The 26,311-nt window shown below is 66.8% G+C and carries 27 protein-coding genes; 16 read left to right on the top strand and 11 right to left on the bottom strand.

Features of this window, described 5'->3' with window-relative positions; translation table 11 throughout:
- Positions 1-203 precede the first annotated feature (203 nt).
- Together MBR110_RS25310 and MBR110_RS25305 are read right to left on the bottom strand one after the other, a co-directional pair.
- Complete coding sequence (locus MBR110_RS25310) at positions 204-3,458, bottom strand: ATP-binding protein (RefSeq protein ID WP_181709659.1); 3,255 nt, start codon at positions 3,456-3,458, stop codon at positions 204-206.
- Positions 3,458-4,120, bottom strand: coding sequence for a response regulator transcription factor (locus MBR110_RS25305; RefSeq protein ID WP_014725793.1), 663 nt, complete (start codon positions 4,118-4,120; stop codon positions 3,458-3,460). The genes MBR110_RS25310 and MBR110_RS25305 overlap by 1 nt, the downstream gene beginning before the upstream one ends.
- Positions 4,121-4,808: 688 nt before the next feature.
- Here MBR110_RS25305 and MBR110_RS25300 point away from each other — a divergent pair.
- Complete coding sequence (locus MBR110_RS25300) at positions 4,809-5,552, top strand: carbonic anhydrase family protein (protein WP_014725792.1); 744 nt, start codon at positions 4,809-4,811, stop codon at positions 5,550-5,552.
- Positions 5,553-5,677: 125 nt separating this feature from the next.
- Here the strand turns inward: MBR110_RS25300 and MBR110_RS25295 are convergent, their stop codons facing one another.
- Complete coding sequence (locus MBR110_RS25295) at positions 5,678-6,613, bottom strand: LysR substrate-binding domain-containing protein (RefSeq protein WP_181709658.1); 936 nt, start codon at positions 6,611-6,613, stop codon at positions 5,678-5,680.
- A gap of 138 nt (positions 6,614-6,751) precedes the next feature.
- On the opposite strand from MBR110_RS25295, the gene MBR110_RS25290 reads away from it, so the two are divergent.
- Together MBR110_RS25290 and MBR110_RS25285 are read left to right on the top strand one after the other, a co-directional pair.
- Positions 6,752-7,972 carry an MFS transporter gene (locus MBR110_RS25290; protein ID WP_175900112.1) on the top strand — a complete coding sequence of 407 codons (1,221 nt, stop codon included), beginning with the start codon at positions 6,752-6,754 and terminating at the stop codon, positions 7,970-7,972.
- Positions 7,969-8,865 carry an oxidoreductase gene (locus MBR110_RS25285; protein ID WP_175984332.1) on the top strand — a complete coding sequence of 299 codons (897 nt, stop codon included), beginning with the start codon at positions 7,969-7,971 and terminating at the stop codon, positions 8,863-8,865. The genes MBR110_RS25290 and MBR110_RS25285 overlap by 4 nt, the downstream gene beginning before the upstream one ends.
- A 218-nt stretch (positions 8,866-9,083) precedes the next feature.
- On the opposite strand, the gene MBR110_RS32640 is transcribed toward MBR110_RS25285, so the two are convergent.
- Together MBR110_RS32640 and MBR110_RS25275 are read right to left on the bottom strand one after the other, a co-directional pair.
- On the bottom strand, positions 9,084-9,188 hold the full coding sequence (locus MBR110_RS32640) for a helix-turn-helix domain-containing protein (RefSeq protein WP_366918699.1): 105 nt from the start codon (positions 9,186-9,188) through the stop codon (positions 9,084-9,086).
- Positions 9,189-9,216: 28 nt separating this feature from the next.
- Positions 9,217-9,564, bottom strand: a complete 348-nt coding sequence (locus MBR110_RS25275; protein WP_181709657.1) for a hypothetical protein — start codon at positions 9,562-9,564, stop codon at positions 9,217-9,219.
- Between the two features lie 250 nt (positions 9,565-9,814).
- On the opposite strand from MBR110_RS25275, the gene MBR110_RS25270 reads away from it, so the two are divergent.
- Positions 9,815-10,261: a cupin domain-containing protein gene (locus MBR110_RS25270; RefSeq protein ID WP_181709656.1), complete on the top strand. Its 447-nt coding sequence runs from the start codon at positions 9,815-9,817 to the stop codon at positions 10,259-10,261.
- 295 nt (positions 10,262-10,556) lie between these two features.
- Here the strand turns inward: MBR110_RS25270 and MBR110_RS25265 are convergent, their stop codons facing one another.
- Both MBR110_RS25265 and MBR110_RS32300 read right to left on the bottom strand, forming a co-directional pair.
- The gene (locus MBR110_RS25265; protein ID WP_181709655.1) at positions 10,557-10,925 is read right to left on the bottom strand and encodes a response regulator transcription factor; all 369 of its coding nucleotides are present in this window, start codon (positions 10,923-10,925) and stop codon (positions 10,557-10,559) included.
- 137 nt (positions 10,926-11,062) lie between these two features.
- Complete coding sequence (locus tag MBR110_RS32300) at positions 11,063-11,350, bottom strand: DUF3331 domain-containing protein (protein WP_059740502.1); 288 nt, start codon at positions 11,348-11,350, stop codon at positions 11,063-11,065.
- Between the two features lie 532 nt (positions 11,351-11,882).
- On the opposite strand from MBR110_RS32300, the gene MBR110_RS25255 reads away from it, so the two are divergent.
- Positions 11,883-13,133 carry a sensor histidine kinase gene (locus tag MBR110_RS25255; protein WP_258570002.1) on the top strand — a complete coding sequence of 417 codons (1,251 nt, stop codon included), beginning with the start codon at positions 11,883-11,885 and terminating at the stop codon, positions 13,131-13,133.
- Positions 13,134-13,331: 198 nt separating this feature from the next.
- On the opposite strand, the gene MBR110_RS25250 is transcribed toward MBR110_RS25255, so the two are convergent.
- The 3 genes from MBR110_RS25250 to MBR110_RS25240 form a co-directional block, all read right to left on the bottom strand.
- Positions 13,332-13,973, bottom strand: a complete 642-nt coding sequence (locus MBR110_RS25250) for a response regulator transcription factor (protein WP_014725784.1) — start codon at positions 13,971-13,973, stop codon at positions 13,332-13,334.
- 543 nt (positions 13,974-14,516) lie between these two features.
- Complete coding sequence (locus tag MBR110_RS25245) at positions 14,517-15,470, bottom strand: GlxA family transcriptional regulator (protein ID WP_014725782.1); 954 nt, start codon at positions 15,468-15,470, stop codon at positions 14,517-14,519.
- Positions 15,428-15,838, bottom strand: coding sequence for a hypothetical protein (locus MBR110_RS25240; protein ID WP_175562443.1), 411 nt, complete (start codon positions 15,836-15,838; stop codon positions 15,428-15,430). Before MBR110_RS25240 ends, MBR110_RS25245 begins: the two co-directional genes overlap by 43 nt.
- Positions 15,839-15,863: 25 nt before the next feature.
- Here MBR110_RS25240 and MBR110_RS25235 point away from each other — a divergent pair, with 25 nt between their 5' ends.
- Positions 15,864-16,523 (top strand): carbonic anhydrase, encoded by a 660-nt coding sequence (locus tag MBR110_RS25235; protein WP_014725781.1) that lies wholly within the window; start codon positions 15,864-15,866, stop codon positions 16,521-16,523.
- Between the two features lie 141 nt (positions 16,524-16,664).
- Here MBR110_RS25235 and MBR110_RS25230 read toward each other — a convergent pair whose 3' ends face one another.
- Entirely contained in the window at positions 16,665-17,234 is a 570-nt protein-coding gene (locus MBR110_RS25230; protein WP_059897252.1) for a lipocalin family protein, read from the bottom strand.
- A 242-nt stretch (positions 17,235-17,476) separates the two neighbouring features.
- Between MBR110_RS25230 and MBR110_RS25225 the strand changes: the two genes are divergently transcribed.
- From MBR110_RS25225 to MBR110_RS32635, 10 genes are all read left to right on the top strand, one after another.
- Positions 17,477-18,088 (top strand): sigma-70 family RNA polymerase sigma factor, encoded by a 612-nt coding sequence (locus MBR110_RS25225; RefSeq protein ID WP_014725779.1) that lies wholly within the window; start codon positions 17,477-17,479, stop codon positions 18,086-18,088.
- Positions 18,085-18,816 (top strand): anti-sigma factor, encoded by a 732-nt coding sequence (locus tag MBR110_RS25220; RefSeq protein ID WP_176315224.1) that lies wholly within the window; start codon positions 18,085-18,087, stop codon positions 18,814-18,816. The genes MBR110_RS25225 and MBR110_RS25220 overlap by 4 nt, the downstream gene beginning before the upstream one ends.
- A 155-nt stretch (positions 18,817-18,971) precedes the next feature.
- Positions 18,972-19,802 carry a DUF1295 domain-containing protein gene (locus MBR110_RS25215; RefSeq protein ID WP_181709653.1) on the top strand — a complete coding sequence of 277 codons (831 nt, stop codon included), beginning with the start codon at positions 18,972-18,974 and terminating at the stop codon, positions 19,800-19,802.
- A complete protein-coding gene (locus MBR110_RS25210) occupies positions 19,802-20,902 on the top strand; it encodes an SAM-dependent methyltransferase (protein ID WP_176000065.1) in 1,101 nt (366 codons plus the stop codon). Before MBR110_RS25215 ends, MBR110_RS25210 begins: the two co-directional genes overlap by 1 nt.
- Positions 20,903-20,910: 8 nt before the next feature.
- Positions 20,911-21,519 (top strand): lipocalin family protein, encoded by a 609-nt coding sequence (locus MBR110_RS25205; protein WP_181709652.1) that lies wholly within the window; start codon positions 20,911-20,913, stop codon positions 21,517-21,519.
- Positions 21,520-21,611: 92 nt separating this feature from the next.
- On the top strand, positions 21,612-22,922 hold the full coding sequence (locus tag MBR110_RS25200) for an NAD(P)/FAD-dependent oxidoreductase (protein ID WP_181709651.1): 1,311 nt from the start codon (positions 21,612-21,614) through the stop codon (positions 22,920-22,922).
- Positions 22,919-23,773 (top strand): DUF1365 domain-containing protein, encoded by an 855-nt coding sequence (locus MBR110_RS25195; protein ID WP_181709650.1) that lies wholly within the window; start codon positions 22,919-22,921, stop codon positions 23,771-23,773. Before MBR110_RS25200 ends, MBR110_RS25195 begins: the two co-directional genes overlap by 4 nt.
- Positions 23,770-24,987: an SAM-dependent methyltransferase gene (locus MBR110_RS25190; RefSeq protein WP_059740453.1), complete on the top strand. Its 1,218-nt coding sequence runs from the start codon at positions 23,770-23,772 to the stop codon at positions 24,985-24,987. Before MBR110_RS25195 ends, MBR110_RS25190 begins: the two co-directional genes overlap by 4 nt.
- 1 nt (position 24,988) lies before the next feature.
- Positions 24,989-25,525, top strand: coding sequence for a chalcone isomerase family protein (locus MBR110_RS25185; protein WP_034192799.1), 537 nt, complete (start codon positions 24,989-24,991; stop codon positions 25,523-25,525).
- Positions 25,526-25,619: 94 nt separating this feature from the next.
- Positions 25,620-25,790, top strand: coding sequence for a DUF2256 domain-containing protein (locus MBR110_RS32635; RefSeq protein ID WP_081054382.1), 171 nt, complete (start codon positions 25,620-25,622; stop codon positions 25,788-25,790).
- The last annotated feature ends 521 nt before the right edge of the window (positions 25,791-26,311 follow it).

Below are 26,311 nucleotides of genomic sequence, written 5' to 3'. Positions count from 1 at the left end.
CATCGTGCCACCCCTGATCCGAAGCGTTTGCTGCGATGCGCGCGCGAACTTCCGTCAAAGGTAAACCGGGCACAGCGGCGCGCGAATCACAATTCTTAGATTCAGAGATCGGGAGGATGACGAGCACGTGCTTTGCGACAGACCGGGCCCGGCGCGCCAAATCGCGCGCGCCGGATCAATGCGCAACGTCGCGCGGCTGACGATCAGCGTCGCGCCAGGACCGCGGCCATGTACGCAAGCTGATCGCGGATGGCCATCGCCTGCAATTCGACTTCGCGATCCCATTCGACCGCTTCGCGCGCGTAGGTCCGCAGCTCCTGGCATTGCTCGTACAACCCGGACGGCCCGAGCACCGCAAGCCCGCCTGCGACGCCATGCAGCCAGTGCCTGAGCCGCGTCAGCGTACGCTCGCGCATCACCTCGTCGAACTCGGCGAGTTCCCGGCCGGCCTGGATGCGGAAGGCCTCCACGTACGCTTGCGGCACGTCGGGTACGTCGGGAAGCGCGTCGGCCACATCACCTTCGTCGCCCCGCCGCTTGTCACAGCGGCCACGCTCGGCGCTTTGCCGCACGATGGCCGCGAGCGTCTCGAGCGGAACGGGTTTGGCCAGATAGTCGGTGAAGCCGCGGGCGCGCCCCTCGGCGATGTCTTCCGGCCGCGTGCTCGCGCTGACCGCATAGACCGGAATCGCGAAACCCTGCGCCCGCATCTCGGCGAGCAACCGGAATCCGTCCATCACCGGCATGTCGATGTCGGTCATCACGATGTCGACGGTCTCCTTCGACAGCAGCGCCAGCGCTTCCTCGCCGTTGGTCGCCTCGATCACGTGCGCGCCGAGCGTGGTCAGCTGATCGAGCAGCAAGCTGCGATTGAGCAGGTTGTCTTCGACGATCAGGATCGTCGCGGCACCGGCGCCGCCGCGCAGGTTCGCCACGCCGATCGGCACGTCGCGTCCCGCCGTCAGCATCCGTGCCGCCGACTTCAATCCCTCGAGGCTGTAGATGCTGATCTCGATACCGCCGTCGTCGCGCCGGCTTGGCACCAGCGGCCCGGCCTGCGCGGCCCACACGATCGAGCCAGGCGTCGGCCACCACGCCAACACTTCCGCCGGCGCGAACTCGTCCGTCACGATCAGGAACTCGTGCGCATGCGCGTCGATCGGGTCCACCGGATTCGACACGGCCGTCACGACTGCGTCGGCCGGGTCGAACAAGTTGCCGAGCCATTCGAGGTTCTCCTGCGCGCGGCACAGCACGGCGACGCGACGATACGGCAGCGTCCAGCCGGCGCAGCTCACATCGCCCTCGGAGGCCTTCAGCGGCAGCGTGACGGTGATGCGCGTTCCGACGCCCACCGTGCTCTGCAAATCCATCTGTCCTTTCATCAAGTCGCACAGGCGCGCGCAGATCGACAGCCCGAGGCCGGTGCCGCGCGCTTGCGTAAGCCGGTTGCTGTCGCCTTGCGTAAACGGCAGGAACAGTCGCTGTTTCAGGTCGTCCGGAATGCCGATGCCGGAGTCCGTCACGCTGATCTCGAGCTCGCCCGCGCGCCAGCTCGCGCGCAGCACGATCTTCCCGGACGGCGTGAACTTCAGCGCGTTGCTCAGCAGGTTGTTGACGATCTGCGAAATGCGGATCGGGTCGAAGTAGAGCCGCGACGGGAGGTTGCGCTCGAACACCGTATAGAACTTCAACCCTTGCTGCGTCGCGAGCGATGCGTGCGACAGCGCGAGACGCTCGAGCAGATCGGCGACGCACGCCCATTCTTCCATCAGGCTCAGCTCGCCGACGTCGATCTTCGAAAAGTCGAGCACGTCGTTGACGATCTGCATCAGCCCGCGGGCCGACGTCTCCATCGCCTTCACGCGAGCCTGCTGCTCCGGCACGAGCGCGCCGCCTGCGAGCAGCTCGATGTTGCCGACGAGCGACGCGAGCGGTGTGCGGATCTCGTGGCTCATCGACGCGAAGAAGGCGACCTTGGCCTTCGCGGCGGCATCGCTCGTCAGCTTGGCCTCCCTCAGCAGGATTTCCGCCTGATGATGGACCGTCATGTCGGTGATCGCGCAGAAGAACACCTCCTGGCCGTTCAGCGTCGCGGGCGCGTAGGTGATCTCGATGTAGACGGCCGCATGCCCGGCGCGCGACAGCGCGAACGGGAACTGGAAAATGCGGGAATCGTCCGCGTCGGCGTCCTGGTCCGTGAGCGCCGATTCGAACGTGTTCTGCAACTCGGGCGGCAGATGCTTGTCAGCGATCCGCAGCCCGAGCATCGTGCGCGCGATCGGGTTCGCGACCACGATCTCGAGCGTCACGCGCCGCACGATGCACAGGCCCACCGGCGTCGCATGCACCAGCAAGTGATTGAGCATCTCGCTTTCGAGCGCGCGCGATGCCTCCGAATAGATGCGCGTCAGAAACCGGTAGTTCCAGTAGCGGAACGCGATGAACAGCAGCGCGATCAGCACGATCGTGGCGCCGCCGATCAGCCACAGCTCGTAACGCATCGACCGCAGCTGCAGCTCGAGCGGCAGCAGGTACATCATGTGCCCGAACCCCGCGTACAGCGCCGGGCGGCGCAGCGCCCAGCCGAATCCCGGCACCCAGTGATACAGGCCATCCTGTTTCGTGACGAGGCTCGCGTCGACGCGGCGGACCATCGCGACGTCGGCCGCATCGACCAGTGGCACGCCGTCCGCATCCACCACGACCGGCTGCTGAACGCGCCCCGCGCGCTCGATCGTCGCGATCAGGCTGTGCAGATCCACGCTTGTCAGCACGATCGCATAGAGCTCGTCGCCCCTGAACACCACGGAAGCGCCGACCATGTGCAACTCGCCGCCCTGCCCGCCGCTCCCGACTGCGAACCAGAGGATCTGTTTCTTGCGGGCGGCTTCCGCTGGGTCGATGCCGCGCCTCTTGTAGCGATCCAGCACGGCGGCGACGAGTTCGGCCGGCGTGCTCGAACGCAGCGCACTCAGGTCGCCCATCGGAAACAGATGACCGTAGCCGACCGAGCCGTCCGCGGTGACCATGCCGATGCTGGGCGCCTGCCCGGTGTTCGTCAGCAATTGCACCGTGTAGTCGCAGCTCTCGCGCAGCGCGTTGTCGTCGACCTTGTTCTGGTCGATCGCCGTGCACGTGTTCGGTGCGGCCACGCTCGTCATCGCCGGTGTGCCGTTCATCCGCAACTGCAGTACGAGCGCGGCCGTCGTGAGCACCATGCGCCGCTGCAGGAAGGTATCGACCACCTCCCTCTCGTGAATGCGCGCGGCTTGCTCCTCCTGCCTGAACGCCGTCTGGAACAATCCGACGATCGTGATGATCGACACGGCCAGCGCAAGCGCCACGAGCAGCGCAATGACGACGGAAAACACGCGACGCTCGCGCGTCAGATTGGATTCGACCGAATAGAATTTCTTCAGCGGCGAGCCGTCGGATTCTTGAAGAATGCTCTGCATCAGAGCAGTCCCTGCTCACGCGCGCAGTCGATCAGATCGACGTTCGTCTCCACATGAAGTTTGCGCATTGCAGAACGCTTTTGCGTGGAAATCGTCCCGAGCGAACGATTGAGCATGCGTGCGATGTCCGTCAGTGCCACGCCGGTCACGAACAGCCGCACGACCTCGAGCTCCTTCGGCGTCAATGCCTGGAAGTCCGACATGCCGGGCTTCAAACTGCCGGCCAGCGCGAGCCGGTGGGCCATGCCCGGCGACAACGATTGCGTCGCGCCGTTCAGGATCTTTCTGCAGACCTGGCCGAGTTCGCCGATCTCCTCTTCCTTCCCGACCACTCCGGCCACGCCCATCCTGCACAGCTGATTGATCAAGCCCGCATTCGTGAGCATCGTGAAGACGACCACCGGCGTGTGTTCGTAGGCCCGCATCAACTGGGAGATCAGGCGCAATCCGTCCTTGTCGTCATCGCCCTGCTGCATCGCGAAGTCGGTCACGACCAGATCGACCTTTTGCTCGCGGAGCGCATCCAGCAACGCGCTGCCCGACGAGACCGCCGCGGCCACGCGGAACCCCGGCAGTGAGTCGAAGTAGCTCGTCACGGCGCGCAATACGATCGGGTGATCGTCGGCAACCGCGACGTTGGTGGTCAATGCGACGTGGGACATGACAACTCCAAAAACGGCAGAAAAACGAAATGGCCTCTAGCGGACGTGACAGGCCGACTCCGGAACAATCTCGATGTCGAACCGCGGGCCGTCGAACGCGCTGCGCGTTTAGACCCGACCCAACGGCGCCTGCAATCCCCGCTTCGCAGTTTCACGCGCGCATTTGTCGTCCATTGCGAGTATTCACACGAGCGTCGTCAGAAGATGGGCTTGTGTACGTTCCATGCGGGCTTGTATGCTCGCATTCTACCGTGAGTAGAACTCGCGGTCGATTTCGTATGTGATCCAAATCGTTTTATCGCGATGAAAACCGGCGCCCGCCGCCTGCCGCGCGGGCACGTCTATCCGTCAGAGCCTCCGGCGTACGCGCTTTCCCGGTATCGCGCCGCGTCGTCGACTTAATACACGGCGCGCTTCAATTTACATGCATAACGCGCCAAATCAATACCACAAATAGCGCGAGAATGTCACGCACAAAATCGGAATACAATACTTTAAATAACGATATCAGATTGATAAACAAAACGATATCCTCATTTAATGTTTAGCAGTCTGGAAATTTGAAATACCGAAATTCCACAACGCAATTGATCTATATCAAAAACGATTCTTGCAACGCCTCATTGCGCGCTGTAATTTTCATGGGCGCCAAGTTTCAATTACGGGAAAATATACTCCGGAGGTATCAATGAATCACGAAGATAGCGATTGCTGTACCGCGCACCACATCGGGCGTCGCGCCACCCTGAAATCCGCATTCGGCATCGCGGCGCTCGGAATCGTCGGCGGGATATTTCCCGGGGCCGCGGAAGCGGCTGCGCTGACCAAGGCCCAGCGTGACGCGATGACGCCCGACGACGTGCTGGAGATGATCAAGAAGGGTAATGACCGATTCCGATTGGGCAAAATGCATACGCATGATTACCTCGCCCAGAAGCGGGCCAGCGTAAACGGTCAATACCCTGCCGCCGTGATTCTGAGCTGCATTGACTCGCGCGCACCGGCGGAAGTCATTCTCGATGCCGGCATCGGCGATACCTTCAATGCCCGCGTCGCCGGCAACGTCGCCAACGACGACCTGTTGGGCAGTCTCGAATATGCCTGTGCCGTGGCCGGCTCGAAAGTCGTGCTGGTAATGGGGCACACGTCCTGTGGCGCAATCAAGGGAGCCATCGACGGCGCGGAACTCGGAAATCTGACCGAGTTGCTCGCGAAAATCAAACCCGCGGTCGAGAGCACCACGTACACCGGCGACCGAAGCAGCAAGAACAACGAGTTCGTCGACGCGGTCGCGACGACCAATGTTCAACTGACGATCAGCGAGATCCGTCGCCGCAGCAGCGTGCTGGCCCAGTTGGAGAAGGACGGGAAGATCAAGATCGTCGGCGCCATGTACCACCTGGTCGGCGGCAAGGTCGTCTTCCTCAGCTGACCCGTCAGGTCGGGCATTTCAATTCTCGAGAGCGTCCTCGGGTGCGTTGCTTCGGATCGCCGCGAAAGCCGGCGGCCGGTCAAACCGAGGCGCTCGACCACACACACTGTCGTTGCGCCACGCGCTCACGCGCCGCCGTCGCGGCCGGCCATGTGTTCGATCCATTGCTCGAACGCGGCTACCACGGGATCTGCGCTGCGATCGGCATTCGTCACCAGCATGTAGTCGTCAGCGCGCCATACCGGCGCTGCGATTGGACACACGAGCCGCCCCTCGGCGAGATCGCGACTGATCAGCGGCAGCGACGCCAGCGCCACGCCGAGCCCCTCGACGGCCGCGCATAGCTGAAGGTTCACGTGATCGAATTCGACGTGGCGCACCGCCCGCAGATCGGAGGCGCCGGCCGCCTTCAACCAGTGCGACCACGCGGAGCGCGTGGTGGCCGAATGCAGCAGCGTGTGATGGCGCAGGTCGGTCACGCTCTGTATCGGATGCTGACGCAACAATGCGGGATTGCACGCCGGCATGCGCAAGTCGGCCATCAACGATCGCGACACCACGCTCGCACCTTCCTCCGCACCGGACCGGACGCCGATATCGAACGCGTCGGCGACATAGCGCAGCTTGCGCGATGTCGTCGACACCCGCACGTCGATGTCGGGGTAACGCGCATGGAAATCGGCGAGCCGTGGCAGCAGCCAGCAAAACGCGAAGCTCATCGGCACGTTCACCCGCACGACACCTGATATCCGCTGCGTCGACGCGTGCTGGCGCAGCCGCACCGCCGCGGTCCCGAGGCGCTCGAACGCACTGCTGACGTCGCCGAGCAACGCGGCGCCGTCGTCGGTCAGCACGACGCCGCGCGGGCGACGGTCGAACAACGGGCGGCCGAACCAGTCTTCCAGCAAGCGGATCTGCTTTCCTACGGCCCAGTGGGTGACGTGCAGTTCGACCGCGGCGCCCGCGAAGCTGCCGTGCCGCGCGACCGCGTCGAACGCGCGCAGCGCATTGAGCGGCGGCAACTCGTCCCGGTACTTCGCAATTTCTCCGATTCCGCTCATGGCGTGACTTTTTCTCTCTGGTGGCGCGATTTTAGCTCAATTGAAATGCCCTCGAGCTCGGTCATAGAATTCGCACGGCGAGGCTGAAATCGACACCACGAGCGGCTCCCACCTCCCTCGCGTACGGAGAGAACCACGATGCGCTTGCCGGATTTTTCCCCTCCGATGGCCGCGGACGCTGCGCAATCGCGGCCGCGCGTGCTGTGGCTATCGTGCATTGCGCACGCATTGCACGACGGCTATACGGACATGATTTACGCCTTGCTGCCGGTGTGGCAGGCGGAGTTCGGGCTCGACTTCGCCGCGCTCGCGATCGTGCGCGGCGTCTATGCCGGCACGATGGCGACGCTGCAATTGCCTGCGGGGCGTCTGGCGGAACGCTTCGGCAGTCGCGCCACGCTCGCCGTCGGCACGCTGCTGGCCGCGCTGGGCTATGCGCTGGCGGGGATGTCGGGCGGGCTGCTCGGTTTGTCCGCGGCGTTGGCGCTTTCGGGCGTCGGGTCGAGCACGCAGCACCCGATCGCATCGGCGGCCGTGTCGCGCAGCTATGGGCGCGACGCGAGAGGCCCGCTCGGTATCTACAACTTTTCGGGCGATCTGGGGAAATCCGCGCTGCCGGCAGCCATTTCGCTGTTCGCGACGATGATGCCGTGGCGTCACGCGCTCTGGATCGTCGCCGGATTGGGCTGCGTACTCGCCGCGGTCATCGCGTCGTCGTTTCCCGCGGTGCCGTCGGCGTCTCGCGACGTGACGGCCGGCGCCGCGGCGCCGGCTCGCCGCGACGGCGCGGTGGGAAGCGGATTCCGGGCCCTGTTCTCGATCGGCGTGCTCGATACGGCCGTACGCATGGGCTTGCTCACGTTTCTGCCGTTCCTGCTCAACGCAAAGGGCGTGTCGCCGCCACTCGTCGGCACGGCGCTCGCGCTGGTGTTCATCGGCGGGGCGGCCGGCAAATTCATGTGCGGCTGGCTCGGCGCGCGCACCGGCGTGGTCGCCACGGTGCTGCTCACGGAGGGCGGGACGGCCGCGTGCATCGTCGCGATGATGTATCTGCCGTTGACGCTTACCATGGTGCTGCTGCCGATCCTCGGCATGATGCTCAACGGCACATCGTCGGTGCTGTACGGAACCGTTCCGGAGATGTCGTCGCCCGACCGCACCGAGCGCGCGTTCGCGATCTTCTACACGGGGACGATTGCATCGGGCGCACTTTCGCCGGTGCTCTACGGCTTCCTCGGCGACGCGATCGGCGTGCGTGGCGCGACCTATGCCACCGCGTTGACCGCGCTGGCGATCTTTCCGTTCGCCGTCGCACTGCGTCCGCATCTGGCGCATGACCAATCAGGAGGAACACGATGACCAAGCGTGACCACCCAACCATCGCCGTCGTGGGCCCGGGCGCGATCGGAACCACCATCGCCGCCGCGCTTCACGAAGCCGGCCGCACGCCGGCGATCTGCGGCCGCTCGGCGCACGCGCAACTGAAATTGCGCTTCGATGGCGGCGAGATCGTCGTGCTGGGGCCCGTCATCACCGATCCGCATTCGATCCGCGAACGGTTCGATCTCGTGTTCGTGGCAGTGAAGTCGACCCAGGTGGCGAGCGCCGCGCCATGGCTCGCCGCGCTCAGCGATACGAACTCCGTCGTCTGCGTGTTGCAGAACGGCGTCGAGCAGCAAGCCGCCTTCGCCCCGTACGCGGCGGGCGCGACGGTCGTGCCGTCGGTGGTCTGGTTTCCGGCGCAACGCGAGTCGGGCGCGTCGGTGTGGCTGCGCGCCGCGCCGCGCCTCACTGTGCCCGATACGCCGGCGAGCAGCGTGGTGGTGTCGGCCTTGCGCGGCACGCGCTGCTCGGTCGACGTCGCCGAGGATTTCATCTCGCTCGCGTGGCGCAAGCTGTTGCAGAACGCGGTCGCGGGGCTCATGGTGCTGACCGGCCGTCGCGCCGGAATGTACGCGCGAAGCGACATCGCCGATCTGTCGCTCGCTTATCTGCGCGAATGTCTTGTGGTCGCCCGCGCGGAAGGGGCGAAGCTGGGCGACGACGTGCCGCAGGAAATCGTCGATGCATTTCGGCGCTATCCGCCCGATCTGGGCACGTCCATTCTCGCCGACCGGCAGCACGGTCACCCGCTCGAATGGGATTGCCGGAACGGCGTCGTGCAGCGATTCGGTCGATCTCACGGCATTCCGACGCCGATCAGCGATCTGGTCGTACCGCTGCTTGCCGCCGCCAGCGATGGGCCAGGCTAGGCTCAGGGAACCGCCACCCGAGCGAATCGAGTTGCACCGTTCGGCAAACGCAGTGACGCATATCGCGAACTTCTTGACCGGATTCGCTGCGGACAGGCGCGCGTTCTCTGCATCGACGGTGGCCGCGATCTGCTCCCCGTCGCATCGCCTCCGAAGCACGCGGCTTTGCTGAATTTCCGCGTTCGCGATCCCAACCTCGACGCACTGCCAATGCGGCGCTACCGCCACCGCTGCGGAGGCCGCCCGGTCCACGCGCGAAACGCGCGCGAACAATGCGCGGGATCGCTGTAGCCGAGTTCATACGCGATCTCGGTCACGCGCATCCCGGTTGCGAGCATCGCGTGCGCCCGTTCACAGGAAACCGCCTGACGGATCCTGACGAATCCTCCGGAAATCGCGCCCGTGCATCGCCAACTGCCGTTGCAGGATTCGGCTCGATATGCCGAGCCGTTTCGCTACCCAGTCGACGCGAGCCTGCTGGTCCAGCAACGTGCTGGTACGAACCAATTCGGTCACGGTACAGACGAAGTCGTCCTCGTCCGGCAGCGACGGCGGAATGTGCAGCGGGCCGGTTGTGCGCATCGGATTCGGCGCGTCGAGCAGTTCATCGGCATGGCGAGCTTCGCCACCGCGCCGCGCATGCTCGACCAGGGCCAACTGGTCCCGCAGCGGAATCAGATGGTCCGGATCGTCGATCAATCGCGGCGGCAAGCCGGCCCGCGCGAACAGCGCGCTCGACCGAAACGCCGCATAGCACCACGGCCTCGACCAGCGGCCCCATCGACCGCGCGCGCGTCAGGCCTACAGCCGACATCGCGCCGATCCGGTGAACCACCGCATCGGCACGTGGCGCGAAATGGCAAGTGTGGGTGCGATCCGGCGCATATCTTGATGGGACGTTTCCGCCCACCCCAAGTAAACGGACATGATCCATTCAGGAGACAGACGCATGACCGTTAGCAATTTCGACGCCAGCGCAATTGATTGGCAGCCCTTCGGCGAATTCCCGCACTTCGCGTTCTTCATCATGAACGTCGACATGGAGCAGCGAATCGCCGATGTGATCTTCAGGTTCGATGCGGGCCGGCAGATCGTTTCGCATCGCCATACATCGCTGAACCATACGTTCGTCGTGCAGGGCGAGCACCGCATCTACGAACACGACGGCAGCCTGCGGGAAGCGCGTCCGACCGGCATCTACACGATCACGCCGGCGGCCGAGACGCCGCATCGCGAGGGCGGTGGCGATGAGGGCGCCATCGTACTGTTCAGCATGCGCCCGCAGCCCGGTGAACTGCTGTATGAAATCCTGAGCGATGACGGCACGCCGATCGCGGAGATCTCGCTCGAGCTTCTGCACGGCATGTTCGAAGCGCAGCAGGCGGCGCGCGCGTGACGGTGCGCCACCGATCACGTGTTGCGTAAAGTGACAGCCGCTCGTGGCAGTGCGTCGCCGTGGAGCATGGCGGACACGACGCGAGCGGCGCGTCGGGCGGCGCTCGATATGGCAGCGCGCGCCGCCTCGTCGGCGCCGTACGATCGTGATGGTATGGCCCACATCCGGTTCGCACGCTGCACGGCAACACGGCCGACGCGTCCCGGCGAATGAATCGCGACCACGGTGGCAGCGGCGCAACCCGCGCCTCCGTCAGAGCGCATGCACGCAGTGAAGGTGTTCCGCTGCCGCCCTGTCAGCAATCCGCGAGCGCCCACATCAGCCGCTGCACCAGTTCCCCCGGATCGAACGGCTTCTCCAGGACGCACAATGCGCCGAGACGTTGCGCGTCGCCCAGCCGCCGCGCGCTCAGGTGCGCGGTCACGAAGATGAACGGCACGTCGCAGCAGCGCGCGCGCAGGCACGCGAGCAGTTCGATGCCCGACATACCGGGCATCTGGATATCGCATACGATGCAGTGCAACGGCCCGCCGCTTCCGTGCGCGAGAAACGCTTCGGCCGACGCGTACAACATCACGCGCGCGCCCATCGAGCGCACGAGCGATTCCAGCGACTGCCTTACCGCCATTTCATCGTCGATGATGCAAACCGTCTTGTCGTGCACAGCATGTCTCGCGTGACGCCACGCTCGCCGGCCGGGCCGGGAACGCAACCGGATTTCGGGCAACGTATCGCCGGCGCGCTGCCGCGACGGTCATGCCCAGGTGGAAGTGTGCGATACCGGCCGCGGTCCCTCGTGCGTCACTGGTCGTCCGCCATGCACGAAGTGCCCGGCGCGACGGCTGCCGCGTGGATCATCCTGTCCCAGTTGCACGGCACGGTACGGCCGCGCCCCTGCGGGCGATACACACGATCGCCGCAATGGATCGGCACACCGGTCAGCACGCAGCGCGACGCCATCCGCGCGGTCACGCAGCGCCATACCTGTTCGCCGAAATGCCCGAATCTCGGATCGCTCCAGCGCACACTGACCGACGTCGCCGACAGAATCTCGACGATCCTGATCTTGACGGCCGCAGGCGCGGTCATGTCGGCCACGTCGGCCGCAGCGTCGGCGGTCGCCCCGCGCCGCGTCCGCCGACCTGCCGCGTCGGCCACGCCCTCGCACGCGCCTGCGCCTCTCGACGGATCGAGCAAGCGCATCAGTGCACGTTCGAACACATCGTCGTATGCAAACGTTGGCTGCGTCATATCTTCCGTTCCCCTCGCATCGACCGCGCATGCAGCGCCCGCCATCGGTGCGTTGCGCCGAAGAAACCGCGAAGCTCCCGCCTCGGCGATTCCCCGCTTCGCGGCACCACGCCCTTCACTCACGTCGAAGGCGAGTCTAGTGGAACGATTTCGTCTGAACCATCAGCCGGTGGTGGATTCCATCTCATACCAAGGTTTGGGTTGTCGATCCGTCGCCCGCGGCACGCGCTGCAACGCGCAACGATCTCCCTTATAGTTGCACTTGCATCGAACGCACATGCAACGCATCGTTCGCCGGCCCGATGCGTCACGTCCGTCCATCCGGTTTTTCGCGCGCAACGCGAGCCCTCAGCGCAAGCACCTGGTCCTAATGCCCACGTCCGCAACCCTCACGATCGAGCCGCCAGGCGGCTCACCTCCGGCGGAAAGCGAGTTCTTTCTGTCGGCGCCGATACCGATCCTGATCGAAGACTGGTCGCACGTTTATTGGGCGGTGCAGGCGCTGCGGCGGTCGGGCATCGTCGATCTCGACCGCTATTTCGACGAGCATCCGCACGCCGTCGCGGAGCTGCGCGCGCAGCACACGCTGGTAGCCGTCAACGACGCGGTGGTGAGCCTGTTCGAAGCGGAGTCGAGAGCGCATTTCCTCGAGCATGCGCAGATCCTGTTGCCGCCCGATCGATTGAGCAACCGCGCGGTGCTGCGTGCCATCTACGACGCTCGCCCGGCGTGCCAGGGCGAGCGCACGCTGCTGACCTTCAAGGGCCGCAGCGTGCCGATCGTGTGGCGCTGCTCGCTGCCGAAGCACGAGGACGGCTACCGGCGCCTGCATTTCTACGCGTTCGACGTGACCGAACAGAAGGAGCACAGCGACCGGCTCGACGCGTTGCGCGCGGAAGCCGCGCGTGCCGCGCGCGTGTCGCTGTTCGGCGAGATGTCGGCATCGATCCTGCACGAGGTGAGCCAGCCGCTGTCGGCCGTCGGTTCATCGGCCGAAGCCGCGTTGCGCTGGCTCGCTCGCGACGAGCCCGACATCGGCGAAGCGACGGCCGCCATCGCCCGCGCCGCGCGCTGGGCGCGCGACGCGACCGAGATATGCCGCAAGATTCGCGGCTTCATCGCCAAGGCGCCGGTCCAGTTCGTCGAGTTCGCGGCGTCGGACGCCGTGCATGCCGCGCTGTTTCTGGTCTCGCCCGAAGCCAGCGCAAAGGACGTCCTCATCGAACGTTCGATCGATCCGGACGCGCGCGTATTCGCCGATCCGGTGCTGATCCAGCAGGTGCTCGCGAATCTGCTGCTCAATGGTATCCAGGCGATCGATATCGGTTCGTCGCGCGAGCGCGTGCTCAGCGTGTCGGTCACCGCGAATGCCGACGAAGTCGTGTTCGACGTCTGCGATACGGGCCCCGGCGTCGAACAGGCGACGATCGACCAGCTTTTCGAGCCGTTCTTCACGAGCAAGTGCGACGGCATGGGAATGGGCCTCACCGTCGCTCGCTCGATCGTCGACGCGCACCACGGCAGGATATGGGCACACGGCGAACCGGGCGCGGGCTGCCGCTTCTCGTTCGCGCTACCGGCGCGCCGTCCGGCTGACGCCGCCGACGCCGCCGACGCGTGAAGAACGCCGTAGCGCCGGACGCAGTTTTGCTGAACGCTTGCCCTCGTCGCCGCGGGGCGGCTTAACGCGCGGTTCGCCCAAGCGCCGGATCAACACGACGGCCGCCCCCCATAGACGGTCACCGACAGGTTCGAGCCCGGCACCTCGATCGGCAAGCCGAACTGAAACCACACCGAACGGCCGTCATCGCCGCGCCGCCTAACCCGCCACCGGCGCATGCACGCCGATGGCTTCCGACTTGCGCACGAGGTCGGCGAGCGACGACGCATTCATCTTGCGCATCACCGACGCGCGATGTTGCTTGACGGTGATCAGACTCAATCCGAGCTGCGAAGCGATCTGCTTGTTCAACGCCCCGCTGACCACGTGCGCGAGCACCTCGCGCTCGCGCCGCGTGAGCTGCTCGAACAACTGCTGCAGCCGCCGGCGCGTGCTGTCGTTCGTACGCCGAGCCGTATCGAGCGACAGCGCGAGGTTCACGGCGTCGATCAGCTCCTGGTCGGTAAACGGCTTCACCAGAAAATCGACGGCGCCGCCCTTCAGCGCCTTGCGACACACCTCGACGTCGGCGAAGCCGCTGATGACGACGATCGGCACCGGCGGCCGATCATGCGCCTGCTGGAACACCAGCCCGCTCTCGCCGCGCAGCCGGACGTCGAGCAGCAGACAACTCGACGCGTCCGCCCATTGCGTCGCGCGCAATTCGGCCGTGCTCGCAAACGTCGCGACGCGCATGCCCATCGAGCGCAACAGCGTATCGAGCGACGCGCGCACCGCGGCATCGTCGTCGACGATGTACACGACCGGCGTCGAACCGTCTTGCGTCGCTACCTCTGCCATATCCTGCGTCTCAACGGTCCATTCAGTCATGGTTCAGTGCCGCGAATGCGGGCCGCGACGCATCTCGCGCCGGCGTGTCCGACGGCGCTTGCGTCACCGGTGCTCGATGCTTGCCGCGGGCAATTGCGTGCGCTGCGCGGCGGACGAGCGCGTTCGCGCGCGTACCCGGCACGCGCCCGACCGACCGCGTCCCTTCGCCGCCGAACCAGCGGCCGGCCGTCGTGCTGCGAGCGTCGCGTCGCATCGAGGTGGTCGGGCCGCCGTCGCCGGATCGGCGAGCACCAGCATCGCCCCCCATGCGCGAACGCAGCCGAGCGCGGCACTGAAATCGGGTGCGGAAAGTTTGTCCAACTGGCGGAAACGATGTCGACGGGTTGACGCGAGATCAGCTGGATGCGCCCCATCGGCTGCGAGGCCCCGGCCGGCGACATCCCGGAACCGATGCCATCCGGACAGCGCTCATTTTATTTATCAACGATGCGCGCGGAGGGACACAGTTCCCTCGTTTCGCGCCATGCTGGGGGCGACATCCGCCGGCACGCGTCAGTCGGGATCCACGGGCTCGGCCGTGGCCGGCCGCCGCAGCGCCTGCGGCGGCTGTCCGAACGCGCGCACGAAGGAGCGCCTCATGCGCTCCGGATCCGCGTATCCGGTTTCGCGCGCGATCGTGTCGATGGTCCATGACGAACTCGTCAGGAAATCGCGCGCCGTTTCGAGCCTGATGCGATCGACCGCCTTGGCCGGCGTCAGGCCCGTTTCGTCCTTGAAGCGACGCGTGAACTGGCGCTTGCTCATTCGCGCCACGTCGGCGAGCTTCTCTACGGTCAGCTCGGTGCCGAGATGCTGCCGGATGTAGGTGATGACGTCGTGGATCCGGTTGCTGCGCGCCGGATGCTCGAGCAGCACCGACGTCTGCGGCTGCGCGCCCGAGCGCCGCCACCGTTCGATCACGAGATCCTTGGCGACCTCCAGCGCGGCATCCGCGCCGAGATCCTCCTCGAGCATCGCGAGCGCCATGTCGATGGCCGTGCTCATCCCGGCCGAACTCCAGATCCTGCCGTCACGCACGAAGATGCAGTCCTTCTCGACGCTCACCGCCGGAAAGCGCTCCCTGAACTGGTCGACGTACGCCCAGTGCGTCGTGGCGCGGCGCCCGTCGAGCAGGCCGGCGTCGGCCAGCAGAAATGCGCCGAGGCAGATCGAGGCCATCCGCTCGACTTTGCCGGAGAGATCGAGCAGCAACTGGCGCATGCCGTCGGTCAGCGGCGGCTTCGACAACGACGCCCCGACGAATACGGTGTGCAGCTCCGCCGCGTGAGCCGGCCTGGTCGACGCGCACATGCCGAACGACGCCTCCACCGGGCCGCCATCCTCCGAGATGACGCTGACCTCGTACAGCGAGCGCCCGGCCCGCAGATTGGCGATGTCGAACACGGATAACGCTAGCAAACTCATCACCTGGAACTGCGGGACGAGGACGAGCCCAATGCGACGCATACTGACCTCATGTGAATCGGCACCGCCGGCCCACCCGGCATGACCGCGACAAACAGGAAAAAGCCGGCAGGCAGCGGCGCTCGCTGCCTGCCCGCTGGCACGCCGGCGATGCTACAAGATTTTTCCGGCGCGGGAGAATGGCCATACGGCGAGCCGGGAAAACGGCGCCGAGTGCCGATCGGCACGCTTCGCGCGACCCTCTCGTTTTCGGTGCGACCCCAAAAATCCAGCGGAATCTGCGCAGCAGCATTTGCGCGCGAGCGTTCTGCCCCCACACGAAGGCTCGCGAAGGCGCGATACCACACCGGCTCGATATCGGGATAATATTGCGCGCCGCGCAGGGGCACGTGCCGCTTCTGCGCCGGCATCCGAACTTGAAGCCTTGGAGCAAGCATGCAAGACATCATCGACGGTTTTCTGCGTTTTCAGCGCGACATCTTTCCGCAACGCGAGGCGCTGTTCAAGCAACTCGCCACGTCACAGAGCCCCAAAGCGCTGTTCGTCACGTGCTCCGACAGCCGCGTCGTCCCCGAGCTGCTCACGCAGCGCGAACCCGGCGAACTGTTCGTCATCCGCAATGCCGGCAACATCGTGCCGTCGTACGGCCCCGAGCCGGGCGGCGTGTCGGCCACCGTCGAATACGCGGTCGCCGTCCTCGGCGTGCGCGACATCGTGATCTGCGGCCACTCCGATTGCGGCGCGATGGGCGCGATTTCGCGCTGCACGTGCCTCGATCATCTGCCGGCCGTCGCGAACTGGCTGCGCCATGCCGATGCCGCGAAGGTCATCAATGCCGCCCATGAATACGACACGCCGCGCGCCAAGCTCGACGGGCTGGTCCGCGAAAACGTGATCGCGCAGCTCGCGAACCTGCGCACCCACCCGTCGGTCGCACTCGCGCTCGAGCAAGGCCGCATGAACCTGCACGGCTGGGTCTACGACATCGAGAGCGGCGGCATCGACGCGCTCGACGGCGCGACGCGGCGCTTCGTCCCGCTTGCGGAATCGCCGTCGGTGGTCGCCGTGAACGCGCGCGATCGCGGGCAGGTTTAGTCGCTTACCGGCTTGCGCCGGCAGTGGCCCGGCGCGAGCCGGGTCGCAGGCCGGTCGGCACGCGCCCGCCATGCGCTTCGATCGGCCGCGTGCATGCAGCTTGCGTGTGTCGCCTCCCTGAGCCGACCTCGCGCGGCCGCCCTAATGCGCGGTGCGGCGCAACATCTTCGTGTCGTAACCGAGCGTGCGGACGCGTTCGATCAGCGCCGCGGCCTCGTCGGCAGAAGGCTTCGCGCTGCGTGTGAGGATCCACAGGAACCGGCCCGACGGCTCGCCGACGATCGACCATGAGTAGTCGTCGGCGTGATCGAGCACCCAGTAATCGCCGAAGAAGAACGGCCCGAAGAACGACACCTTCAGTTTCGCGTCGCCGCTGCCGGCGACGATTCTCGCCCGCCCTTCGGAGCTCCGCACCGGGCCGTTCGGACCGCCTTCGCGGCAGCTGTTGCGCACGCCGATGAGGCCATCCTCCCGCTTCGCATAGGCGGCCGTCACGCCGTCGCATCCCCGTTCGAAGCGGTTTTCGTAGCGCGCGAATTCGTACCATCGGCCGACGTAGCGATCGAGATCGACGGGCCTGGCCGGTTGCGGCACCTGCGCATTGCCGCTCGGCCCGCCGGCCAGGCCGGTGCATCCGGCGAGCAACAGTGCTGCGCCGGCGACGATCATGCACACCGCACGCGCGGGCCTACGGACGATACTTTGCTTCATTGACTAGCTCTCCAGGCACGATGTCCGGCCATTTTGCACCCGACCGGCGGGATGCTGCAGCATCCCGCGAACGACGGCTGCATCTGCACGCGCGCGACGCTCGTATCTGACTGAAGATCCTGCGACGCCCGCCGGCCTGCACGACAGGCGGCGTGTCGACCGCGATCGCTCAACCGGTACGTCCGACAGTGCTATATTTCGCTCCACATTCAAGCCATGGCTCTGCGCGCCATTTTCTCCGCATGAACGACAGGCCGAAGGATGCCGGGCGCGTCGCTCCGTCGGCGTCTGCGCGCGACGGCGACGCGGACGCCGCGCGCCGCGAACACCTGAATCGCGTGATGTCGCAGGCGGCGCTCGGCGATCAGGCCGCTTTCGCCGAGCTTTACCGGCTGAGCGCGGCGCACGTGTTCGGCGTCATCGTGCGGATGGTGCACGATCACGGGGAAGCCGAGGATCTCCTTCAGGAGGTCTACACCACCGCGTGGCGGCGCATCGATGCGTTCGACCCGGCGCGCGGCGGCGCGATGACATGGCTCGTCACGCTCGCGCGCAACCGGACGATCGACCGGTTGCGGCAGCATCGCGACGCGCAGCTCGACGACGAACACTGGCTGACGCTCCCCGACGACGCTCCGACGCCGGCCGCGCTCGCGGAGGCGAGTCAGCAGCGCCAACGCCTCGAGCGCTGCCTCGAGCGGCTCGATCCGCATCACGGCCGCGCGGTGCGCGAAGCCTTCTTCAGCGGTGCGACCTACAGTGAGCTGGCCGCGCAATTGCGCGTGCCGCTCGGAACCATGAAAAGCTGGATCCGGCGCAGCCTGATGCAGCTAAAGGTGTGTCTGGAGCAATGAATACGCCGCCCGATCACGATCCCGAACTGCGCTGCGCGGAATACGCCCTCGGCGTGCTCGACGCCGACGCACGCCGCGAGCTGGAGCAGTCCGCCGCACGCGATCCGATGTTCCGCGCCACGCTCGAGCGCTGGCAGCGCCGTCTCGCGCCGCTCGCCGAAGACGTCGCGCCGGTCGCGCCGCCCGCGCGCGTCTGGACGAAAATCCAGCACGAACTCGACTTCGCCGCTGCGCCGCCCGCTCACGGCGACGCACGATCAAGCGGATGGTGGAACAGCCTGCAACTGTGGCGCTGGGTCGGCATCGGCGCGAGCGCCGCGGCGCTCGGGCTGCTCGCGGTCAACGTGCTCCGCGTCGGCGAGGCGCCGCAGCGCGCCGCCGTCGGCACGCCCTACATGGCCGCCACGCTCGCGCGGCAGGACGGCGTGGCCGACTGGACGGCCACGGTCGACCTGCGGCGCGCGACGATGGTCGTCGTACCGGCGAACACGCCGGCGATCGCCGCCGATCGCTCGACCGAACTGTGGCTGATTCCGCCGAATGCGAAGCCGATTTCGCTCGGCGTCTTCGCGCCGAACGCGCCGGCGTCGATGACGCTGCCCGATGCGATCGTCGCGCAACTCGGCGCGCGCGCGGTCCTCGCCGTGTCGCTCGAGCCGCGCGGCGGCTCGCCGACCGGTCAACCGACCGGGCCCGTGCTCGCCACCGGGCCGATGCACGCCGCATAACGCGCACCACATGACGCACGCCGCGCAACCGCGCGGCGCGCGACTACGTCTCACCCAACCCTTCCCGACACCGCCGAACCGCGCTGCATCCTGCCTGCTGCATCCGTTCGGCCCACGGCTCCGTATATCGAAGACATTGCGTCCTCGGAGCCCGTATGCCCGCCGTCGCCGTTGCCCTGCTCGCTTTCATCGGTCTGTTCCTGTCGTTCACGGCGGTATGGATCGAACAATTGCATTCCCGCAACGCCGCAATGATCGACCCCGTCTGGGCCGCGACGCTCGGCGGCGTAGCCGTGTTCGTCGCCGCGCTCGGCACCGGCCTCGCCGCGAATCGCGCACTCGTCGCGATCGGCGGCGGCGTCTGGGGCCTGCGACTCGCGCGGCATCTGTGGCGGCGCAATCGCGGGCAGCCGGAAGATCCGCGCTATCGCCAGTTCCGCGAGCAATGGGGCGACGCCGCGCCGCGCAACATGTTCTGGCTGTTCCAGCTGCAAGCGCTGATCTCGATGTTGCTGTCGATCGCGTTCTTCGTCCCCGCCTATAGCGCGGAAGCGCCGTCGGGGGCGGCGCTTGCCGCCGCGGTCGCGATCTGGATCGCCGCCGTGGCAGGCGAGACGGCAGCCGACCGGCAGCTCGCGCGCTTCCTCGCCGATCCCGGCCACCGCGGCCAGGTCTGCCGCGTCGGCTGGTGGCGCTATTCGCGGCACCCCAACTACTTTTTCGAGTGCGTGCACTGGCTCGCGTACACGGCGCTGGCGATCGCGATGCCGTGGGGCTGGCTGACGCTGCTGCCGCCGCTGCTGATGGCCGTGCTGCTGGTCAAGATATCCGGCTTGCCGCTGCTCGAAGCGCGTCTCGTGCAAACCCGGCCGGGCTACCGCGACTACATGCGCACGACCAGCGCGCTCGTGCCGTGGCCGCCCAGGCCGATGCGCGGCACTTCCGCCGCGCCAACCGATCACCCCGAAGACCGGAGCTCACGCTGATGACCGCTACCACCTCGCCACCGTCGCCGGCCACGCTGCCGGCACCCAACGACTCCTGGCTGATCCGCTGTTGCGAGCGCGGCTGGCTGCCGGACCCGCTGATCCGCGCCGGAATGCGCTCGCTGATGCGCGACCGCCTGCGCGCCGAACATGCTTACGACGGCGAAGGGCGCGCGGCGGCCCATGACGCGCTGGTGCGCGAACTGAGCGCGAGCCCGATCGCGATCGACACGCAAGCAGCGAACACGCAGCACTACGAGGTGCCCGGCGCGTTCTTCGAGGCGCATCTCGGCCCGCGGCTCAAGTATTCGTGCGGCTATTACCCGCGCGGCACCGAAACGCTCCCGCAGGCCGAGGGCGCGATGCTCGAGTTGTACGTGGAGCGCGCCCAGCTCGCGGACGGCCAGCGCATTCTCGACCTCGGCTGCGGCTGGGGCTCGCTGTCGCTGTGGCTCGCCGAACGCTATCCGCACGCGCAGATCGTCGGCCTGTCGAACTCGCACGGCCAACGGCTGTTCATCGAGCAATGCGCGGCGCGGCGCGGGTTGACCAATCTGCGCATCATGACCGGCAACGTGGTCGACTTCGAATTCGACGCCGACGACGCCGGCTTCGACCGCGTGCTGTCGATCGAGATGTTCGAGCACATGAAGAACTACGGGCAACTGCTCGCGAAGATCGCGCGCTGGATGCGCGACGACGGCAAGCTGTTCGTGCACATCTTCGCGCACAAGCTGCTCGCCTATCACTTCGCGGTGCGCGACGACACCGACTGGATGTCGCGCCATTTCTTCACCGGCGGCACGATGCCGTCGGCCGATCTGCTGCTGCGGTTCCAGGACGACGTGCGCATCGCCCGCCAATGGTGGCTCGACGGCACGCACTACGCGCGCACGGCGAACCAGTGGCTCGCGTCGCTCGACGCGGCGCGCGACCGGATCATGCCGATTTTCGACACCGTCTATGGCGCCGACGCGCGCATCTGGTTCCAGCGCTGGCGCATGTTCTACATGGCCGTCGCCGAGCTGTTCGGCTATGCCGGCGGGCAGGAATGGGGCGTCGCCCATTATCTGTTCGACAAGCGCCGGGGGCGCGCGTGAGGCCCGTCATGTCGCACGGCGCGGTGCGCCGCGTGGCCGTCGCGATGGCGATGGCTCTCGCGCTCGGCGCCGCCGGCTGCTCCGACGCTCCGCCGAATCCGAATCCGCGCGCCGGCGTTCCGCTGTCGACCGTTCCCGTCGACCTGCCACGCTATATGGGCCGCTGGTACGTGATCGCGAACATTCCGTATTTCGCGGAGCGCGATTTCGTCGGCAGCCGGGCCGAATGGCGGCTGCGCGACGACGGCCGGATCGACGACGCGTTCGTCGGCCGCAAAGGCGGCTTCGATCGACCCGAGACGCGCTACCGGTTCGTCGATTCGGTCAAGCCCGGCAGCGGCGGCGGCGAATGGCGCGTGCGGCTGTTCTGGCCGGTGTACGTCACGCAGCTGACGCTGTATGTCGACGCCGACTATCGCTACACGATCCTCGGCTACCCGGGCAAGACGCTCGGCTGGATCTTCTCGCGCGAGCCGACCATGGACGACGCCACCTATCGGTCGCTGCTCGCGCGGCTCGACGCGATGGGCTACGACACGTCGCGCTTCAGGCGCGTGCCGCAAACGCCCGACCAGCTCGGCCAACCCGGCTTCGCGTCGCCCGGCCGGCGCGATTGACGGCTTGCCGTGCATCCGCACGCACGCGCGCCACGTATATCCGGACATGTCATTTCCGATTCCGCTGTTGTGACTGACGGAGACCCTTCGCGATGCACCCGCAATACATCGGCTCGCTGCCGCGCGGACGACGAATCGCCGTCGTCGGCGCCGGCATCGCGGGCCTCGCAAGCGCCTATCTGCTGGCCCGCCGTCACCGCGTGACGCTGTTCGAATCCGCCGACTATCTGGGCGGCCACACGCATACGGTCGACGTCGAACTGGACGGAGCGCGCCACCCCGTCGACACGGGGTTCCTCGTATTCAACGACCGCACTTATCCGAACCTGATCGCGCTGTTCGACGAACTCGGCGTGGCGGCCCATGCGACCGACATGTCGTTCTCGGTGTCGGTCGACGGCGGCCGGCTCGAATGGGCCGGCAGCAATCTCAACACGGTATTCGCGCAACGCCGCAACCTGTTTTCGCCGACGTTTCTCGGCATGCTGCGCGACATCCTGCGCTTCAACGCGGCCGCGCGCGATCATCTCGAAGCGGCGCACCGCCAGCGTCTGTCGGTCGGCGAACTGCTCACCGCCGGCCGCTACGGCGCGCCGTTCCAGCATCACTATCTGCTGCCGATGGCGGCGGCGATCTGGTCGAGCGCGGCCAACGACATCCTGCGTTTTCCGGCGGCGACGTTCCTGCGCTTCTGCCTGAATCACGCGCTGCTGCAGGTCAACAACCGCCCGCCGTGGCGCACGGTCGCCGGCGGCGCGCGGCAGTACGTCGAGCGCATCGCCGCGACGCTCGACGACGTGCGCGTCAGCACGCCGGTGCGCGCGATCCGGCGCGAAGACGGCTACGTCACGGTCGCCACCGACGCGGCCGGTCACGAGCGCTTCGATGCGGTCGTGCTCGCCTGCCACGCGCCGACGAGCCTGCGGCTGCTCGCCGACCCGAGCAACGCCGAGCGCGACGTGCTGGGCGCCGTGCGCTATCAGCACAACGTCGCGGTGCTGCATACCGATACGGCGCTGCTGCCGCGCCGCAAGCGCGTGTGGTCGGCCTGGAACTACCTGAGCGGCCGCTCCGCGCCGGGCGGCGGCGACGTAGCGCCGGTGTGCGTCAGCTATCTGCTGAACCAGTTGCAGCCGCTGCCGTTCCGTTCGCCGGTGGTCGTCACGCTGAATCCGGTCGACGAGCCCGCGCCCGGCACGCAGCTGGGGCGCTACGACTACGAGCATCCGCTGCTCGATCTCGCGGCCGTCGACGCGCAGCAACGTCTGCCCGCGCTGCAGGGACGGCGCAACACGTGGTTCGCGGGCGCGTGGACGGGCTACGGGTTTCATGAGGACGGGCTGAAATCGGCGTTGCGCGTCGCCGCCGACTTCGGCATCGCGCCGGTCTGGGCGCGCCCATGAACGCGCCGTTCGCCCGCGACGGCCATGCCGCGCGGCTTCTGGTCGGCCACGTGATGCACGAACGGTTGCGGCCGGTGCACCATGCGTTCACGTATCCGATCTTCCAGGTCTGCTGCGACGTCGAACGGCTCGACGAGATCGACGGCCGCTGGTTCGGCGTCGACCGCTGGCGCCCGCTCGCGCTCGCATCGCGCGACTACGGCCCGCGCGACGGGCGGCCGCTCGGGCCATGGATGCGCGATCTGCTCGCGCGGGCCGGCATTCCGGCCGACGGCCCGATCTGGCTGCAGACGATCCCGCGCATCTTCGGATACGCGTTCAACCCGGTCAGCTTCTGGTACTGCTACGACCGCACGGGCCGGCTGCGCGCGCTCTACGCGGACGTGCGCAACACCTTCGGCGCGTACCACGGCTATCTGCTGACGGCGCTGCATCACGCGCCGATCGACGCCGGCACCGCCCTCGTCTGCCGAAAGACGTTTCACGTCTCGCCGTTTTGCGAGGTGGTCGGCAGTTATGCGTTTCGCGTGCGGCAGCGCGGCGACCGCCTGAGCGTCGCGATCGACTATCGCGACGACGACGGCCTGCTGCTGCGCACGGCGCTCGGCATGCGCGCCGAACCGCTGACCGCCGCACGCGCGTGGCGCGCGCTGGCTCGCCAGCCGCTGAACGCGGTGAACGTCGTCATCCGCATCCATTGGCAGGCGCTGCGGCTGTGGCTCGCGCGCGTGCCGTTCTACGGCAAGACGCCGCCGGGCCATTCGGCCGGCGCCGATTCGTCCCTGTCCCGCTCGCCGGACGCGTCGTCGCGCGGCCGTCCGGCGACGTCCGATCACGAGGCCCGCCCATGACCCTGCTGCGTCTGCTCTCTGCCGCCTCGCAAGCGGCGCTGCCGCTGTCGGCCCGGTTGTTCATCGCGCTGATGCGACGCATCCACGACGGCCATCTCACGCTCGTGACGCCCGAAGGCGCACAACACGTGTTCGGCGATCCGCACCGCCAGCCGGCCGCGACGCTGCAGATCCGCGACTGGCGCGCCTGCCGCGCGATCCTGCGCGCGGGCGACATCGGCTTTGCCGACGCGTATCGCGCCGGCTGGGTCGACACGCCCGATCCGGTCGCGCTGCTGCGCGTCGCGATCCGCAATCAGCCGGTGATCGCCAAGACCGTGACGGGCGGCCCCTTCGCACGCGCGTGGTACGCGCTGCGCCATCGGCTGCGCGCGAATACGCGCGCGGGCAGCCGCCGCAACATCCACGCGCATTACGACCTCGGCAACGACTTCTACCGGTTGTGGCTCGACGACACGTGGACCTATTCGAGCGCATGCTTCGACGGCGACGACCGCCGCCCGCTCGCCGACGCACAAGCGGCGAAGTATCAGCGCATCGTCGCGACGCTCGGCCTGCGCGCCGGCATGCGCGTGCTCGAGATCGGCTGCGGCTGGGGCGGCTTCGCCGTACACGCGGCGCGTCAGGGCATCCGCGTGCACGGCGTGACGATCTCGCAGCAGCAATATTCGCTGGCTCGCGAACGCGTCGCGCGCGAGGGGCTGGCCGATCTCGTCACGATCGAATTGCGCGACTATCGCGACGTCGACGGCCAATACGATGCGGCGGTGTCGATCGAAATGTTCGAAGCCGTCGGCGAAAAGTTCTGGCCCGTGTACTTCGACACGCTCGTGCGGCGTCTGAAGCCCGGTGCACGCGCGTTGATCCAATCGATCACGATCGCCGAGTCGCAATTCGAGGCGTACCGCGCGTCGAGCGACTTCATCCGCGAATTCATCTTTCCCGGCGGGATGTTGCCGAGCGCCGAGCGCTTCGTCGACGCAGCGCGCCGCGCCGGACTCGCCGCCGCACCGGTGCACGCGTTCGGCGACGACTACACGCGCACGCTGCGCACGTGGCGGCACACGTTCGATGCACACGCCGATCTGGTGCGCGCGCAAGGATTCGACGAGACCTTCATTCGCACGTGGCGGCTGTACCTCGCCTATTGCGAAGCGGGATTTGCCGAACGGCGGACCGACGTGATGCATTTCGTCGTGTCGGCGGGCCGCTGACATGACGCGCCGGTTCGCGGCCCTCGCGGCCGTTGCGGCGTGGGCGGCGTTCGCGATGCCGGGCGCCGCCGATGCAAATTGCGTCGACGATGTCGCGTCGGCGCGGCTGATCGGCTCGGGCCGCTTCTGCGTGTTCGCGATCTGTCTGTACGACGCGCAGCTGTGGGCGCGTCGCGCGCCCGGCGCGTTCGACACGCCGTTCGCGTTGTCGCTGGCCTATCGCCACGACGTGAAGGGCGAGCGGCTCGTATCGACCGGCATGGACGAAATCGAGCGCCTCGCAGCGGCGCCCTTGCCCGCCGCGACGCGCGACGCGTGGCGCCGCGACATCGCCCGCGCGTTCACCGACGTGTCGCGCGGCGACGTGCTCTGCGGCGTGTATCTGCCCGAGCGCGGCGCACGCTTCTATACGAACGGCCGCCTCACCGCGGAAGTGGCCGATCCGGCGTTCGCGCGCGCGTTCTTCGAGATCTGGCTCGATCCGCGCACACGCGCGACATCGCTGCGCCGCCAGTTGCTCGGCGACGACGCACGCTGATTCGGCCGGCAGTCGCGGCCGGCCGAATACCGCACGCGGCCGCGTTGCCGCGTGATCGAACTTCGTCGGGATCGCTTTCAACGCGTCGTTCGCCATGGTCGACAAGACTCACTTGCCTCGAAAAAGGTGTGCCGCCTGTGGGTTGCCTTTCAGCTGGAGAAAGAAGTGGAAGGCAGTGTGGGAGGACGTCCGATATTGCTCGGATCGCTGCCGGCGAAATCGGCGGTCGACCGCGAGGAGGAAGTCGGTCGGTTCGCGCGATTGAGGTCGCGCTGGCTCGTCGCGCATCGCGCCGGGCCAATCAGGGGTGAACCTCGTCGCGCGGTTGAGCGCTGTTGGCCCATGCGCGCCGTGCGTTCTCCGCGGTTGATGCAAGTCGAAAGAGCTGCACGCCGGCTGTCCCTGTCGGTGTCCGGTCGAGATGGGCCAGCAGTTGGAGGTCGAGCGCATCACTGCGGCTGGATGAATCGAATTTGAGCCATTGACTCATCTATCTGAGTCATATCCTGAGTCAGACGCCCAACACACCCCATCCCATTGGCTCGCATCCGTATGAATCGGATCATTTGGCGCAGATTCATCACGATTAGCGACTCATAATTCCGTTTCAATAGACGCGAAATTGAAGCAGATTCGGCTCGATAGGCCATATCACACGCACAATTCCGCACGAATACCCCACGCCGCAGAGGCAATGACACACTAAATTCGCATTTTCACAACTCTTGACTCGCTTTTCTGCTTCACATTCCCGAAAATTTGCATACAATCGAGCCGTGACGCAGG

The organism is Burkholderia sp. MBR-1 (genome assembly GCF_013822785.1).
Taxonomy (GTDB): domain Bacteria; phylum Pseudomonadota; class Gammaproteobacteria; order Burkholderiales; family Burkholderiaceae; genus Burkholderia; species Burkholderia vietnamiensis.
This window is presented reverse-complemented; position numbering and strand designations above follow the sequence as displayed.